Origin of the sequence: Streptomyces sp. LS1784 (assembly GCF_020103755.1) — a bacterium.
Lineage (GTDB): Bacteria > Actinomycetota > Actinomycetes > Streptomycetales > Streptomycetaceae > Kitasatospora.
This window is the reverse complement of sequence record NZ_JAHSQD010000037.1, coordinates 1-15,516: the sequence shown is the minus strand read 5'-3', so window position 1 is coordinate 15,516 and position 15,516 is coordinate 1. Positions and strand designations below refer to the sequence as shown.

At 70.8% G+C, this 15,516-nt stretch carries 12 protein-coding genes and 1 pseudogene; 5 read left to right on the top strand and 8 right to left on the bottom strand.

Annotated features, from left to right (window positions below):
• Positions 1–2 precede the first annotated feature (2 nt).
• Together KS423_RS48425 and KS423_RS07545 are read left to right on the top strand one after the other, a co-directional pair.
• Positions 3–221 carry a DUF2180 family protein gene (locus KS423_RS48425; protein WP_224276423.1) on the top strand — a complete coding sequence of 73 codons (219 nt, stop codon included), beginning with the start codon at positions 3–5 and terminating at the stop codon, positions 219–221.
• Positions 218–1,264: an ArsO family NAD(P)H-dependent flavin-containing monooxygenase gene (locus KS423_RS07545; RefSeq protein ID WP_224276421.1), complete on the top strand. Its 1,047-nt coding sequence runs from the start codon at positions 218–220 to the stop codon at positions 1,262–1,264. Before KS423_RS48425 ends, KS423_RS07545 begins: the two co-directional genes overlap by 4 nt.
• A gap of 203 nt (positions 1,265–1,467) precedes the next feature.
• On the opposite strand, the gene KS423_RS07540 is transcribed toward KS423_RS07545, so the two are convergent.
• The 3 genes from KS423_RS07540 to KS423_RS07530 form a co-directional block, all read right to left on the bottom strand.
• Positions 1,468–1,785: a cation transporter gene (locus KS423_RS07540; RefSeq protein WP_374119915.1), complete on the bottom strand. Its 318-nt coding sequence runs from the start codon at positions 1,783–1,785 to the stop codon at positions 1,468–1,470.
• A 114-nt stretch (positions 1,786–1,899) separates the two neighbouring features.
• The gene (locus KS423_RS07535; RefSeq protein WP_224276417.1) at positions 1,900–2,343 is read right to left on the bottom strand and encodes a hypothetical protein; all 444 of its coding nucleotides are present in this window, start codon (positions 2,341–2,343) and stop codon (positions 1,900–1,902) included.
• Positions 2,344–2,854: 511 nt separating this feature from the next.
• Positions 2,855–4,816, bottom strand: a complete 1,962-nt coding sequence (locus KS423_RS07530) for a glycoside hydrolase family 9 protein (RefSeq protein WP_224276415.1) — start codon at positions 4,814–4,816, stop codon at positions 2,855–2,857.
• Positions 4,817–4,970: 154 nt separating this feature from the next.
• On the opposite strand from KS423_RS07530, the gene KS423_RS07525 reads away from it, so the two are divergent.
• Positions 4,971–5,645, top strand: a complete 675-nt coding sequence (locus KS423_RS07525; protein WP_224276413.1) for a response regulator transcription factor — start codon at positions 4,971–4,973, stop codon at positions 5,643–5,645.
• The gene (locus KS423_RS07520) at positions 5,645–6,895 is read left to right on the top strand and encodes a HAMP domain-containing sensor histidine kinase (RefSeq protein ID WP_224276411.1); all 1,251 of its coding nucleotides are present in this window, start codon (positions 5,645–5,647) and stop codon (positions 6,893–6,895) included. The genes KS423_RS07525 and KS423_RS07520 overlap by 1 nt, the downstream gene beginning before the upstream one ends.
• A 1,305-nt stretch (positions 6,896–8,200) precedes the next feature.
• Here the strand turns inward: KS423_RS07520 and KS423_RS07515 are convergent.
• The 5 genes from KS423_RS07515 to amrS form a co-directional block, all read right to left on the bottom strand.
• Positions 8,201–8,881: a YitT family protein gene (locus KS423_RS07515; protein WP_224276409.1), complete on the bottom strand. Its 681-nt coding sequence runs from the start codon at positions 8,879–8,881 to the stop codon at positions 8,201–8,203.
• A gap of 59 nt (positions 8,882–8,940) precedes the next feature.
• The gene (locus KS423_RS07510) at positions 8,941–9,573 is read right to left on the bottom strand and encodes a LysE family transporter (protein ID WP_224276407.1); all 633 of its coding nucleotides are present in this window, start codon (positions 9,571–9,573) and stop codon (positions 8,941–8,943) included.
• A 109-nt stretch (positions 9,574–9,682) separates the two neighbouring features.
• On the bottom strand, positions 9,683–10,981 hold the full coding sequence (locus tag KS423_RS07505) for a coproporphyrinogen-III oxidase family protein (protein WP_224276405.1): 1,299 nt from the start codon (positions 10,979–10,981) through the stop codon (positions 9,683–9,685).
• A gap of 65 nt (positions 10,982–11,046) precedes the next feature.
• The gene (locus KS423_RS07500) at positions 11,047–12,552 is read right to left on the bottom strand and encodes a radical SAM/SPASM domain-containing protein (protein WP_224276403.1); all 1,506 of its coding nucleotides are present in this window, start codon (positions 12,550–12,552) and stop codon (positions 11,047–11,049) included.
• Between the two features lie 32 nt (positions 12,553–12,584).
• Positions 12,585–14,018, bottom strand: a complete 1,434-nt coding sequence (gene amrS, locus KS423_RS07495) for an AmmeMemoRadiSam system radical SAM enzyme (protein ID WP_224276401.1) — start codon at positions 14,016–14,018, stop codon at positions 12,585–12,587.
• A gap of 829 nt (positions 14,019–14,847) precedes the next feature.
• On the opposite strand from amrS, the pseudogene KS423_RS07490 reads away from it, so the two are divergent.
• Positions 14,848–15,516: pseudogene (locus KS423_RS07490) on the top strand (serine/threonine protein kinase); the annotation flags it as partial.

Sequence of the window (15,516 nt, the reverse complement as noted above, 5' to 3'; positions counted from 1 at the left end):
CCATGCACTGCCTGGAGTGCCGTTCAGCAGACACGACCGGCACCGCCGTCGGAGTCTGCCGCGGCTGCGGCGCCGGCGTTTGCGCCGACCACGCCCGCACCGAGGCCGCGGCACTGCGGCGCGGGCCCGTACTCGGCCCGGCCGACAAGACGGTGGTCCGCCAGATCCTGTGCCCGCCCTGCACAGCACCCGTGGAATCCGGCGCGGGGATCCCTTCGTGACGGAAACGACCGATGTGGTGGTAGTCGGCGGCGGCCAGGCCGGGCTCGCCGCCGGCTACTACCTGCGACGCGCCGGACTCGACTTCGCAATCCTGGACGCCGCCGAAGCGCCGGGCGGCGCGTGGCAGCACTACTGGGAGAGCCTGCGCCTGTTCTCCCCCGCCGCCTACTCGTCGCTGCCCGGCCGTCCCATGCCAGGCCAGGCCGGAACCGAGTGGCCGGACGCCGATCACGTCGCCCGGTACCTGGCCGAGTACGAGAAGCGCTACGAGTTCCCCGTCCACCGCCCGGTCTCCGTCACCGAGGTGACGGAGACCTGTGGCGGGGGCCTGCTCGTCCACACCGGCGACGGCACCTGGCACACCCGTGCGCTGATCAGCGCGACCGGGTCCTGGACCCGCCCCTTCGTCCCCGCCGTCCCCGGACGTGAACTGTTCACCGGCCAGCAGCTCCACACCACCGGCTACCACCGGGCCACCGACTTCACCGACCAGCGCGTCGTCGTGGTCGGCGGCGGCAACTCCGGCGCCCAGATCGCCGCCGACCTGATCGGGCACGCGGCCGCCGTCCGCTGGGTCACCCGCCGCCCCGCCCGCCTCCTGCCCGACGAGATCGACGGCCGCGCCCTCTTCGAGATCGCCACCCGCCGCGTCACCGATGGCGGCCCACGCATCTCCGACCTCGGCGACATCGTCGCCACCGAACCCGTACGCGCAGCCCGCGACGCCGGACTCCTCACCGACCACCCCATGTTCACCGCCCTCACCCCCACCGGCCCACACTGGCCGGACGGCGAGGTCTGGCCGGCGGACACCATCATCTGGTGCACCGGCTTCCGCCCCGCCCTCGCCCACCTCGCCCCACTCGGCCTGCGCACCGGCGAACGAGGCCGGATCGCCACCGCCGGCACCCGCGCCGCCTCCGACCCACGCATCCACCTCCTCGGCTACGGCGACTGGACCGGCCCCGCCTCCGCCACCCTCATCGGCGTCGGCCGCACCGCCCGCCAGGCCGTCGCCGAGATCACCGACCTGCTGCGCTGACCGATCGCAGGAGATTCGGCCGCCGGAGTTCTGTCCGGCTCCACTCGCCGCCCAGGCCTGTCAAGCGCAGAGCGACGGGTGTTCCGACGCGCGTTGCCGCGTTCGGAGCAACGGACGGACTGCGCTGCTTGGCCGTGTCACCCCGTGGGAACGCGCGGCCCCGGCCATCGGTGACCGCCGTCGCCTCTTGTTGCTGCTCTGGTTCAGCAGCCGCACTCCTCACCACGCCATGCCTCGATGCCCTCGCGGACCGCGAGCCCGGCCACCAGCAGGCCGATGACCGGGTCGAGCCACCACAGACCGAACAGCGTGTTGGCGAGAAGGCCGACGAGGACGGCGGCGGCCAAGTAGGCGCACAGCAGGTTCTGGGTGCCCTCACCGGTGGTGGCCCCGGAGTCGAGCACCTTCCCCAGGCAGCGCTTGGCCCGGCCCAGCAACGGCATCACTATCAGCGAGGAGACGGACAGCACGATGCCGAGCCAGCTGGTCGACGGGTGCTCAGCAGCCGCGAGCGTGGAGATGGCGTCATGGGCGATACAAGGGGCGAGCAGGCCACCAGCCCGCCGACGGGAGCTGGACCAGAACAGGACACCTCGGCGGACCGAGCCGATCGCGAGAGGGGCTGCCTGCCCCGATCACCGTGACTGCCCAGCGTTCACACTCCCGCACCCAGCCGTCCTGGGGTGTTCGCCGACGGCCGGCGCAGTGCCGGCCCTGCTCAGCCAGACCACGAAGGTGACGACGAAGAGCGCCTCCACGACCAGGGAAATCGGACCGTACGGAAGTTCCCAGCCGTCCTCGTGGTAATCCGGGAGTCCGACCGTACGGGACAACAGGAACCCGGCGATCATGCCGACGCTGGTCACCGCCCCGGCGAGCCAGGCGACGGCCGGCCGTCGCAGAGCCACCAGCGCGACCGCCACAACCAGCATCACCGCGCTCCCGACCACGAACAGGACACCGATGTAGAAGCACTCCTCCAGATGCGAGGGCACCAGAACCAGGTGGACGACCGCGTTGGCCACAGCACAGGCTGCCGCAGTCCCCACCAGTGCGGTTCGGACCGTGCGAGAGATCATCACGACTCCGGGGATCACGCGGCTCCCCCGCCCGCCGCTCCTTCTCTGTCGCTCGCAAAGGCCGCGCCCCCATGGGTACGGTTCCCGCAAACCGAGCGTTCAACCGACCGGATACGGGTCAGCCATCCGCCCGTACAGGCCGACGAGCAACCACCCGCGGCGCACACTGGGAAGCGGCCGCCCAGCCTTCGATGCCAGGGCACGCCTCCGCCACCGCCAGGAGGTGCGATGCCACCCCGGACACGGCACCCGCTGTTCGCCCGCTTCTACCCGCGCGTCAACGCCTACGCTGACGCACACGGCGGCCTCGAACACCGCCGAGAACTGCTCGTGGACACCTCCGGACGCGTCCTGGAGATCGGTTGTCAAGAGTGCGCACACGCAGACAAGCGGCACACGCCCTACGACGGGGCCGGGGCAAGAATTTCTTGCCCCGGGCCCCGTGGTCAGGTCGGGCGTGTGGTGCCGGTTTCTCCACCAGCGTGCCGACGCTGCTGCGGGCCTTGTGCTGTCAGTTGGGCTTGCTGTTGGTGTCCTGGGGTGCGGCGGCGAGGGTGAAGGCGAGGAGGGCGGTGGCGGTGAAGTCGTCGGCGGATTCGACGGTCTGCCAGGCGCCGACGTGGTCCATGAAGCCGGCGCCGCGGCCGTCGAACGCGGCGAAGGGGTTGCCCTGGTTGGTCGGGCACGTGCGCATGGTGGGGAAGGAGTTGAGGTCCTTGAGCTTGTCTGCCGCGTTGGGGCCGTTGACGACGCCGCCGAAGAGGATGTCGCCGTCCCCGTTGAGGTCACCGGCGAGGTTGGCGGCCTGGTGTTCGGGGCAGTGCGGGAAGGTGGTTCCGGCGCCGATGACGAAGGAGGATCCCCACGCGTTGGCGCCCAGGGCCCAGTTGCGCTGCTGGGTGGCGAACGCGTCGTAGCGGGAGTCTCCAGTGACCTGGTGGTAGAGCCGGGCGGTGGCGGCCAGGCCGAAGGTGTGGGGCACGGAGTCGAAGTCGGTGTAGACGGCGCCGGCCCCGAAGGGGTCGTGGGCCGCGCGGGCGCTGCCGTCGTCGAGCTGGCGCTTGAGGTCGGCGGCGAGCTGGTCGTGTGTCACTTCGGTGCGGGCGGCGCCGTCGTCGAGCAGGTGGGCGAGGTCGGCGTGGGCGAGGGCGCTGACGTCGCCGAGCCCGAGGGTGCCAAGGCTGTCCGAGGTGATGTACTGCTTGGCCCAGTGTCCGGCCTGCCTGGTCCAGTCGGTCGTGCGCTTGTCCCCCAGGGCCTTGGCGGCGAGGGCGAGCTCGGCGGCGCCGAATTCCATGTCGTCCTGCCAGGACGCCTCGGGGTAGAAGCCGTGCGGGAAGGCAGTGACCAGTTGGTCGCCGGGGTTGGTGTCGGCGAGGGCGTAGATGTGTGCTGCCTTCTCGAGTTCCTCGTGGGCCCGTTCGGGGTTCTCGGCGGCGTCGAGCTGGGCGGCCAGGGCGAAGGTGGCGGCGACGCGCCCGGCGAGGTTCGGGCTGATCGGTTTGCCGGGCGGTGCCGCGCGGAAGACCGGCCGGTGCTTGATCAGGTAGTCGGGGTCACCGGGCTTCACGTCGAGGGCGTCATCGGCTTCCGGCAGGCGCCACACGTCGTGGTCGGAGCGGATCTTGCCGCTGCCGTCGGCGGTGTCGCCCTTGCCGAGCCCGACCTGGACGTAGAGGGTGCGCGACTTGTCGTCCCACATCTTGCCGAGCCAGTCCAGCCCGTGCCGTGCCTCGGCGGCCAGCTCCTGCCCGCCGACGGGGGTCGTGCGGTGCGCGAGCAGGAGACTCGCGGTGGAGTAGGAGGCGGTGTGGGTGAACTTGAGGAAGTCGCCGGCGTCGTTCCAGCCGCCCGAGACGTCGATCGGGCCCGCGACACGCTTGAGGGGCGCGGTCAGCACCGTCTCGTCGTCGGCGTAGGCGGGGGTGTCGTAGACCGTGGCCTGGCGGTCCGCCAGGTGGGACGGCTTGCGGCGCAGTTCCGTGGGGACTACGTCGGCGCCGTCGCGCTGGGCCTGGAAGAAACGGACGTTGTCCTGGATGAGCTTGCCGAAGAGGTCGTCCGCCGCGGCGATGCGGAACGTCGGGGAGACGGCGGTGACGGGCCCGGACACCTCGACCCGGTAGTCACCGGGTTCGGTCAGAGGAGACAGGTCCAGGGTGTGGACGGCGTTGTACGTGCCGTTCCAGCCTCCGGCAGACGAGCCGACCTTGCCTTTCAGGACCTCCTTCCCGGAGGCGTCGAGGACCCGGAAGGACGCCTTGGACGCGGAGACGGAGGTCATCAGGTAGGCCTGCTTGGCCTCGCCGGGCGTGTAGCCGACCTGGTCGACGCGCACCACCGCCCGCGGAGCACCCGCAGCCAGGGAGTCCGCGCCCTGCGCGGACTGGACACAGTAGACCGCGACAACGGTGGCTGCCAGGCCGGCAGCGGTCATGCCGATGACGCGCTTACGCATACGGTTCTTTGCCATGCCCGCAGACTGTCAGCGGGTCCATGAGACGAACATGAGGCAGGTACGGGACCCCGGCGCCGCCTGCGCGAGTTCCCGCTGCTGCAGGCATACCGCCCCAATCACGACCACCCCGACGTTCGTGTCCTTTTCGACCACAGTAGGCTCGCCCGCCATGCGCGTACTTGTCCTCGAGGACGACCCCGAGCTCGGCCCCGTGATCACCCGCGGTCTGCGTGAGGCCGGCTTCGCCGTCGACTTCGCCACCGATCTCGCCGACGCCGACTTCAAACTCGCGGTCAACACCTATGACTGCCTGGTCGCCGACCGCACCCTGCCCGACGGGGACGCCCTCACGCTCCTGGCCGCCCAGCGCAAGGCCGGCTCCACCCTTCCCGTCCTGCTGCTCACCGCCCTCGACGCGGTCAGCGACCGCGTGGCCGGGTTCGAGCACGGCGCCGACGACTACCTCGTCAAACCCTTCGCCTTCGCCGAGCTCAATGCCCGTGTCCGCACCCTGTGCCGTCGCGGTCAGCCCGCGCGGCTGCCGGAACTGCGCGTCGGCACCCTGGAGCTCGACCTGCCACGCCGCAGGGTACGGCGCGACGGTGTACTGCTCACCCTCACCGCCAAGGAGTTCGCGGTCCTGGAAGTCCTGATGCTGCGCGCCGGAGAGGTGGTCACTCGCACCGAACTCATCGAACGCTGCTGGGACGAGCAGACCGAACCGCTCTCCAACGTCGTCGACGTCCTCATAGGCCAGCTGCGCCGCAAACTGGGCCCGCCCGAGCTCATCCTGACCGTGCGCGGCGCCGGATACCGGCTCGCAGATCCGGCCGCGGACCTGTGATGCCGCCCAGTCCCGCAATCGCACGCCTGCACCGCGTCCGGTGGGCAACGACCCTGCTCTTCGCCGCAACCACCGCCCTGTGCCTGCTGGTCCTCTCCGTCCTGGCCGTACGCACCGACGCCCAGTCCCGCACAAACGATCTCGACAGCGAGGTCAGCCGGCGGGCCGACGGCCTCGCCCGCACGCTCTACTATGACGACGGCGTCCTGCACCTCGACGCCCTGGCGGAGGACGACCTGGCCCTGAGCGCGGAGCGGTTCGCCGTCATCCAGGCAGCCGCGCCCGGCCGGCCCCAGATCCGTCACGCGCCCACCGCGCGCGCCGCTCTTCCCGACCAGTCCGGGCTGGACGACATCTGGAAACAGGTCGAGCACGACCAGGAGACCGTCTTCGTCGCCACCGAGGCCGGCGGCCGGGAGATCCAGTGGGCCGCCGCCCCCGTCTGGGACGGCGACAGGATCGGCGCCGCCGTGCTGGTCGGAGCCGACCCCGCGCAGAGCCAGGCCGCCCACGACCGCCTCGTCCGCTGGCTCACCCTTGGCTGCGCGGCCCTGGTACTGGCCGCCGCCGCCATCGGGCACCTCCTGTCCGGACGGGCCATGCGACCCGCACTGCGCGGACTCGACCAGCAGGAACAGTTCCTCGCCGAAGCCGCACACGAGCTTCGCACCCCGCTGGCCACCCTGCGCCTGGTGGTCGAAAGCGGCAGCACCTCCCCCACCCGGGCGCCCGCCGCCCTCGACGAAGCGGTCCGCCTCATCGACCGCCTGGGCCGACTGGTCACCGGCCTGCTGGCCCGGGCCCGCGTCGAGGCCGGCACCCAGGAGATCGAGCTCACCCTGCTGCGACTCGACCAGCTGGTCGAACAGACCATCGAGGAACTACCGGACAGCGCCGGCGTCACCGTCATCACCGAGGCCACCATCGTGAACGGCGACCCCGAACTGCTCGCCCAGGCCGTCCGCAACCTCGTCGAGAACGCGCTGCGGCACGGCGGCGGCACCCCAGTCGAGGTGAGCGTCGCCCCCGGCCGCATCGCCGTGCGGGACCACGGCCCCGGCGTACCGGCCAAGGACCGTACACGGGTCTTCGAACGCAGCGTCACCGGATCCGATAGCAAGGGAACCGGCACGGGCCTCGCCATCGTCCGCTGGGTCGCCGAACTCCACAACGGCACCGCCCGGCTCTCCCCCGCCTCCGGCGGCGGCCTGCTCGCAGAACTCCTACTACCTCCGCACACCAGCAGCTGACACAACCCGGCAAGGCTCGCCCTGGGTCATCTCACCCCACGTCTGCAGGGGTGCCGAGACTCCCCGGCGCAGGTCAGCGACCTGCGCCGGGGTAAGGCAACGTCAGGAACGGCGCCACCAGGGGCCGCGCCGCTTCGCCTCGGCCACCGCGGCTTCGGCAGCGGCCTGGCGGCAGTCGGCACACAGTCCGTCGTCGTTCCAGCCCCGTTCCTCCTCGGCCCACCGCTCGTCCGTGAACTTCGCCGAACAGGGGGCGCAGGCCGGACGGCGTCGCTCCCATCCCGCGCCCGGCGGGCCCGATCGGCCTCGGCCTGCTCGACGGCGAGCAGCCGGTCGCCGTCCGGGTTGTCGAGCGCCTCGGTGAGGGTGTGCCAGCCGCCCCGGCCGAACCGGGCCCAGATCGCCGGGCCGGCACCGAACCGGCGCAGCATCGGCAAGGTGGTGGCCACGACCGGCAGGGCGCGGTGGTGGCCGCCGCCGTACGGGGGCGTGCTCCGGGAACGCCCTTGCCCCTGCGCTGGCAGAGCACCACCACCTCACTCGTTCGAGTGCAGCCCGAAGGCCAGCCGCATGCAGAAACGATCCGGCCACACAGACCCCCGTACGGGCCTTCCCGCGATGTGCGGGCCGCCCGCCCCGACCAGCGCTCCTCCCCCGCCGACACAGCATCACTCCGCCGCACGCAGAGCCACCGAAGGGAACAGCAGATGCCCACCATGCGTGCTCGTACGACGTTGGCGCTCACCGGCACGGTCGTGGCCCTGGCCGCGGTGCTCACCGGCCCCTCCCCCGCCCTGGCCACCCTCGGTCGCATTCGAACCGGCCGCCACACAGCCTCTGGACAGGGTCGCGTGCCCCCGCGGGTACGTGTGCATCTACCCCGACAGCGCGGCCTGCCACCCGGCCGGTTCCGACACCTCGGCGGGCGGTGACGGCGGGGTTCACCTGATCGGATGACGCTGACCGGCTCCGAGCGCAGGCGGCCGGGCCCGGGGAATGACGGGGGTGCGTTCCGTGAGGGCCCGGCCGATGGGAGGCCAGCAGCGCCGGGGGCGTGGCGCAGCTGCTCTGCTCGGTGGCCCGGTGGTGCTGTGGTGGGGCCGCCGTGCCGGGAATGCTAGACCCGCTCATCAAGCGATGACCAGGGGTTCGACCTGCAATGCCTGTTGCTGGTCGGCGGCAGCGCGACCGCCCTGGTCCGCAACCGCCGCACCGGCGCTCAGGCCTGATCCCGGCAGCGAACGCGAACCCGGCCCTCGCGGGCAACTGCCAGCGGGGGCCGGTTCGTTGGTGGTGCCGCCCGGCTCAGGGCGCCGCCAGGGCGACCGCGAAGCCGTGGTCCGCGATGTCGAGGAAGCGCCGGTTGAACCGTACGAAGGGTTCGATGAGCAGGTCCACGAAGACCAGGAAGGCCACCGTGCCCACGCCCACCGGCCCGCCCAGCAGCCATCCGGAGAGCAGCAGCACGCCCTCGATCAGTCCCTTCGCGCACCAGAAGGGCCAGGTCCGGCGCTGCCGGATGGTGATCGCCAGCAGGTCGATGGCGCGGATCCCGAAGCCGCTCATGATGATCAGCGCCGACGCGTACGCGCACAGCAGCGCGCCGAGCAGCATCAGCGGGTAGCTCCGCAGCCCCAACCAGGCCACCGGCCGCAGCCATTGGAAGAGGTCGATCAGGCTGCCGCACAGGAAGAAGGTCACGAAGGGCGAGACCACCGGGCGCTTGCGGTTCCACAGCGCCCACACCCCGATGCACACCACCGCGACGGCCGCCTGGCAGATCCCGATGGTGAGCGGCAGGTGTCTGAGCACCCCGAGCGAGAAGACGTCGAGCGGATCGGTGCCCAGGTTCGACTGGATGAAGCAGTGGGCGCCCAGCGAGAAGACCAGGCAGCCGGCCAGGTACACCAGGGCCCGGGGCAGTAACTCGCCCAGCCGGCGCGGGTGCCCGTCCGGTGCGGTGCCGAGGGGATGGCGGGTGGTCATGGGTTCCTCCAGGGGAGCGGGCGCCCGGCCCGCGATCACCCCGGAGGCGGGGAGCGGGTTCAGGCGAGCGACTGGTAGGCGAGGAAACCGCCGAAGAGAATGACGCCGACCCCGGCGACCAGGTCGACTCCCTTCAGCAGCCGGGCGCTGAACCGTCGGCGGAACACCAGCACGCCGGTGCTCAGCAGGGTGAACCACAGCAGCGTGCCGCAGCCGACGCCGACGAGCATGGAGACCGAGGCGGGCAGCGTCCCGGTGACGTTCGCCGCCGTGGCCGCGGCGAAGGCGGCGGCCCAGTAGCCGATCGTCGCCGGGTTGGAGGCGGTGGCCGCCAGCGCGGTACGGAACGCCGTCAGCGGGCGGACCGCCTCCGGGTTCCGCTCGTCCTCGGCGGCGGTCTTGACCTGGAAGGCGGAACGCAGCGAGCGCGCGCCGATGTACACCAGCACCGCCGCCCCGGCCAGGCCGAGAGCCGTCCGCAGCGCCGGGACGTCCAGCAGCCTGCCGACTCCGGCCAGGCCCAGGCCGGCGTAGGTGACGTCCACCAGTGCCGCGCCCAGGCCGATCGCCCAGCCGATCGGGAAGCCGTCGCGCAGGACGCTGCGCACGCACAGCAGGCCGATGGGGCCGAGGGGCAGAGCGACCAGGAAGCCGAGGCTGAGCCCGGCGAACCACGCGGGGAGGATGTTCACCGTCCGCCCCCGCAGGTCCCCGGGGTCATTCCGATCCGACCTAAGTCCTGGTGCGAGCACGTGCGCGACAATTCGCTCTGCCCTCTCGTCACAACACCCGCCGATCAGGTCATTCGACGAGTTCCGATATGCCGAACCGTACCTCATCGCCTTCGGCCGGGCTCAGGTCTTCGGGCGCGTAGAACAGCTCGTACACATTGGTCGACAACAACTGGCCGAGCCTGGTCAGGGCGTACACGTCCGTACCGCGCGGCTCCAGCCAGCCCTTGTCGATGAGCTGTTCGATTTCCGGTCCGAAGACCGTCTCCATGGTGACGCCGAACCGTTGCCGGAAATCCGGCCGGTTGACCTCGCACATCTTGAGGCCGCGGATCATGACGCGGCGCATCTCCTGTTCCTTGGTGAGGTAGGTGGCGAAATCCAGCGGGATCTGACCGCCTTCCACCATCTCGTAGTACTTTTTCAGCGGCTTGACGTTGACGAACAGCCGGTCGTGGATCACGCTCTTCGACGAGACACCGAATCCGATCATGGGCCAGGTCCGCCAGTAGTACTCCAGGAAGCGCGAGTAGTCGGCGCAGCGGTCGGGGTGGAAGTAGCCGGTCGAGCTGCGCCGGACGAACCCCGCCGCCTCCAGGGCGTCGATGGCGTACTCGTACATGCGCCGCTCGTCCTGGGCCGTGGGGAGCGCCATCTTGCCGGACGTGATGAGCGAGTGGAACGCCGTCTTCGGCCAGATCTCCAGGCCGTAGGCCGTGATGCAGGCCGGTTCGAGTTCGATGGCGCGGTCCACGCTGCGCTTCCAGTCGTCCACGGACTGGTCCGGGAGCGGGAAGATCAGGTCGATGTTGGTGTGGGTGAATCCGCCGTCGACGACGGTGCGGAAGGCCCGTTCCGCGGTGGCGCGGTCGTGCGAGCGGTTGCAGATCGCCAGCAGTCGGTCGTCGAAGGCCTGGACGCCGACGCTGAGCCGGGTGAACCCGGCCTCCCGCATGCGCGCGATCTTGGCCTCGTCGACCGTCGAGGGGTCGAATTCCAGGCCGATCTCCGCGCCTTCGTTGAATGCGAAAGACTCCCGGCAGACGTCCAGCAGCCGTGCCGTCTGGTCGCCGGTGAGGATGCCCGGCGTGCCGCCGCCGAAGTACACCGCGTCGACCCGGAACGCGGGGAAGGCGCGATTGGCGGCGAACGCGCGGACCTCGCGCTCCAGCGCGTCGACGTACTGGGCGAATTGCTTCTCGTTCCGGTTGATGTAGACCGTGTAGTCGCAGAATCCGCACTTGGTGATGCAGAACGGGACGTGCAGGTACAGCACCGCGTTCTCGGGGCGGAAGTACTCGTCGTACTCGTGGTGCCGGTATTTGAACGGATAGGTGTGGATGTTCCGCCGGATGATCTTCTCGGCCATCTGCGGTCGCTCCTTCGTCGGGGCCGGCCTGGCGTGGTGGGTGACGGATCCGGGGCCGGAGCCCGTCAGCAGAGGACCTGGAACGGTCGGACGTCGGCGGCCTCGTCGAGGGCCGGCCGGTCGTTGGGGACCACTGGGCGTCCGCAGGAGACGAAGAGGTCGTCGTAGCGCGTCCGCGACCGCTCGCGGTAGTCGGCGGCGGACCTCGCCAGCATCTTGACGACCTCTTCGGCGAGCATCAGCTGGTACTGGCAGGACTCGGTGTTGAGCTCGTTCACGTCGCCGGACGCCACGTGGTTCTCCTGCCGGCAGCCCCCGCCGCACAGGTAGCGGGCCCAGCAGGCCCCGCACACCCGGTGCTCGTCGACGGTGCGCCGCCACTCGGGGTGGTCCCGGGTGAGGCCCTCGGCCCCGGTGCCCACGTCGAAGCCCTGGTCGCCGACCAGGCGGTGGCAGGGGCTGATGCTGCCGTCGGGGGAGTGGGTGTAGTACGTCCGGCCGCCCGAGCAGAACGCCAGCGCCGCCGACCCCTCGGTGATCATCTGTACCGTGCGCTCGTACTCCAGCACGCCCTTGAACCGGTTGTCGGCGGCGAACAGCCGCGGGTAGTGCACCAGGAAGTCCTTGAACTGCTCCACGATGCCGGGCTGGAGGAAGTGGTTGATGTACTGGATGCCCTTGGGCTCGGAGAGCTTGCGGTCCCCCAGGGTGAGGGCGATGGGCACCGTGGTGCCCTGGTCCACGGGGTAGACGCCCGGATAGATCTGGAAGTAGTCGAAGAGGTCGAGGTTCCAGAGGTCGAGCACGTTGTCGGTGAGGCTGGGCTCCGCGGTCGCGATGGTCATCCGCGCGACCAGGGTGACGTCGTCGCCGCAGGCCTCGCGCAGCCGGAACAGGTTGCGGATGATCCGGTCGTAGGACCCCTTCCCGTTCTTGGACGGGCGGTTGGCGTCCTGGACCTCGCGGCCGCCGTCGATCGAGACCGAGACGATGAAGCCGTAGTCCCGGAAGAGCTCCTCGATGCCCTGGGGCATCAGGGTGAGGTTGGTCGAGATCCGGTGGACGAACTCGGTGCCCGTGCGTGCGGTGAGGTCGCGGGCGCGCTCGCAGATCCTGCGGATCACCTCGAAGTTGGCCAGCGGCTCCCCGCCGAAGAACTCGAAGCGGACCCGCTGCCCGGGCGCGGCGTAGCGGTCGATGAAGTCGAAGATCCAGGCGATCGAGTGCTCGCCCATGGCCTCGGTGATGCGGCCGTAGTCGCCGCCCTCGGCGAAGCAGTAGGTGCAGGCGAGGTTGCACACGTTCGTCAGGTTGACGTTGACCGCGAAGTCGGCGCCGTCCGACAGCGCGCCCTCCCGGAGGCGGACGCGGTTGGCCTCGCGACCGGATTCGGCGCCGGCCTGCAGCCTCTCCCACGCCCGTCGCTCGTCGAGCAGCAGGTTCTCCACGCCGGCCGCCAACCGCTCGGCGGTGTCCGCCGGGGCGAGCAGCAGCCGGTGGCTCCCGGTGATCAGGACGGCCGAGGTATCGTCGCTGAACGGCAGGACGCGGTAGTCGGTTCCATGCCGCATCGCACCCTGTTCCGTCGCGTGCGCGGGGCCCGTCATGACCTGGTGCGGGGCTGGAAGAGGGGCAGCGGCGAGACGTCCTCGTTCAGCGTCCCGGCGGAGGCCTCCACGGTCGGGAAGTGGGCGCGGTCGAAGACCTGGTGGAGGCTGGAGGTGCACTGCGAGGGGACGGCCACCTGGACGCCGACCTCGCCCGCCGTGCTCTTGGCGGCGATGTACCGGAAGCTCTCCTGCGGGGCCAGGTCGATGACCTGCCACGACTGCTCCGCGGCCGGGTCGCCGTAGCGGCGGTGGTAAGCCCGCACCGGCGCGTCGGAGGTGTTGCGCACCTGGACGTGCAGGGCGCGGACGTCGCCATGCCAGTCGAAGCGGGCCAGGTCCAGGCCCTCGGCGGGGAGTTCCGGCACCCGGGTCCGCGACCGGGCGTCGGGCAGCAGGACGATCGGAGCGCGGGCACCGCACCCGACGCAGGCGCCGTCCCCGTCCAGGCCGACCAGGTCGGCGTTGAGGCCGTACCGGGTGATCTGGAGCTGGCCGCACCGGTGGCACCAGGTGTTGGTCGACTCGGTGTCGTACACGTTCCCCAGGTAGACGTGGTTCAGCCCCATGTCCAGGGCGATCTTGCGGGCCCGTTCCAGCCGGTCGACCGGGGTGCGGATGGTGTCGGTCATCTTGTAGTCCGGGTGGAAGCGCACGAAGTGCGTGGGCACGTCGGGGCTGAGCCGCTCGCCGACGAAGGTCGCCATCTCCCGGGCGGTCGTCTCGTCGTCGCTGAGGTCGGTGACCATCAGCGTGGAGACCTCGACGTGCTTGCCGGCCCGGAACACCTGCTCGGTGCCCTCCAGGACCGGTTCCAGCCACCCCTTGGTGATCTTCCGGTAGTACTTCGGGTCCAGGGACTTGATCGACACCGAGAAGATGTCGATGACCGGGATCAGTTCCTCGATCGCCTCGCCGCTGATGAAGAACGCGGACTTGTAGAGGTTGACGATTCCGGCCGCCTTGGCGAGGGCCGCCGTCTCGACCACGAACTCGTGCCACACCACCGGGTCGTTGTAGGTCCAGGAGATGACCTTGATGCCGTGCCGGACGGCGATGTCCACGACTTCCTCGGGCGTGTAGTGGTAGACGTCCTTGTCCTCCACGTGGCGCGCCTGCGACGTCTTCCAGTTGTGGCAGTAGTCGCAGTTCAGCATGCAGCCGACGTTGCCCATGGAGAGGATCCGGGCGCCGGGCGCGTAGTGGAACACCGCCTCGGTCTCGATGGTCTCCTCGGTGGCGTGGACGGAGCGCCCGTAGTTCAGGGTCACCAGACGGCCGTCCCGGTTGGCCCGGACCATGCAGAATCCGTGCTGGCCGGGGCGTATCCGGCAGTTCCGGGGGCTGAGATGACATCGGACGACGTCGTCGTCCAGGCGCTCCTCCAGCCGGGCCGGGCGCGGTTGGTTGTCCCAGGTCCTCTGCGACATGGCTGTTCCTTCCGTGCGGTGGTACGGAGGCGACGGGTTGGCGCACGGGTCCTCGGCGGGGGCGGGCGGGCCGACCGGTGCGACGCCGTCGGGGGATCCGGGATTCCGGCGCCGTGGTACGGAATTCGGCTCCGGATGCGACTCCGGATTCGACGGTCGGATCGATGGTCCGGACCGACGGGGAGCCTGCGCCCGCCCTCATCTCCCACTCTCCCCCGGACGAAGGCACCGCCGGGGGATCGCCTCGCGGAAAGGGCCGAAGTGGAGGGGGAGAACAATGGGAATCGTGCCGGTTACCACGATGAGCTTCACCGGATCGGCGAGCACCTGTCAAGGAGCCGACGGAGCGCCGGATCCGGCCGCTACCCCGAAGTGGACAGCGCCCTTCGATCCGGTCGCGGCGCGGGTTAGGCCAGCCTCACTTCCGGCGATCTGACGCGTGGCCAGTGGATTCCCCGGCCGAGCGTCGGCGGAGGCCGATCCGGGCGGCGGCGCGGCCCGGACCGCACGTCGTCGAAGGTGGCCGAAAATCGCCGCTCCCCAGGGGAATAACCAGCTGTCACAGAACGGTTCGCCTGCCGCAGCCACCGCTCGTCCCGCACCGGCCCCAGCGGCTCTCATCGGATCTGATTGATCGTCAACTCGGCCCCATGTACAACGGAGTTCCGTCAGCCCTACGCTGAGTGGCCACGAAATGCCGCCTATTCGGGGAGCGGGCATGCCGGAGGGTTCGGACCAGGACCGGTCGTCGTCGGGTCAGCCGGTGCCCGGATGGCGGGTACCGGGGTGGACGGAGATCCGGCCACTCGGTTCCGGTCGGAACCAGGTCGTGCTGGTCCGCTCGGACGCCTCCGGTGAGCTCGCCGTGATCAAGTACTCCCTCGCACCGCCCGCCGGCGGCACCGCGCTGCGGCACCCGAACCTGGTCAGGATCGACCAGCTGCTCCCCTCACCGGACGGCACGGGCGGCGCCGTGGTCATGGCCGCGGTGGAGGGCGCGAGTCTGCAGGTGCTCCTGGCCGTCCGTCCGCTCCCGCCCGAGGCCGCGCTCGCGGTGCTGCGCGACTCACTGCTCGGGCTGGCCGCCGCCCACGAGCAGGGCGTGCCGCACGGGAGGTACCGGCCGAGCGACGTCCTGGTGGACCTCACCGGGCACTGCCGGCTGCTCAACACCGGCCGCCCGCCCTCCGATCCGGCGGAGCCGGACGCGGCGTACCGCGCCCCCGAGTTGCGACTCGGCGCGCCCGCCTCGCCCGCCTTCGACGGGTACTCCGCCGCACTGGTGTTCGTCGAGTGCCTGACCGGTCGGCGCCCCGCACCCGCCGCAGCACCGCCCGAGAACCTGCCCGAGCCGGTGCGCCGGGTGGTGGCACGGGCCCTGGCCGAGGCGCCGGAGGTCCGGTACCCCGATGCCCGGTCCTTCCTGACGGAGCTGGAGGCGGCCGCCGCCGCGGTCCACGGCCCGCAGTGGCCGGAGCGGGGCGCGCGCCTGCTCGCC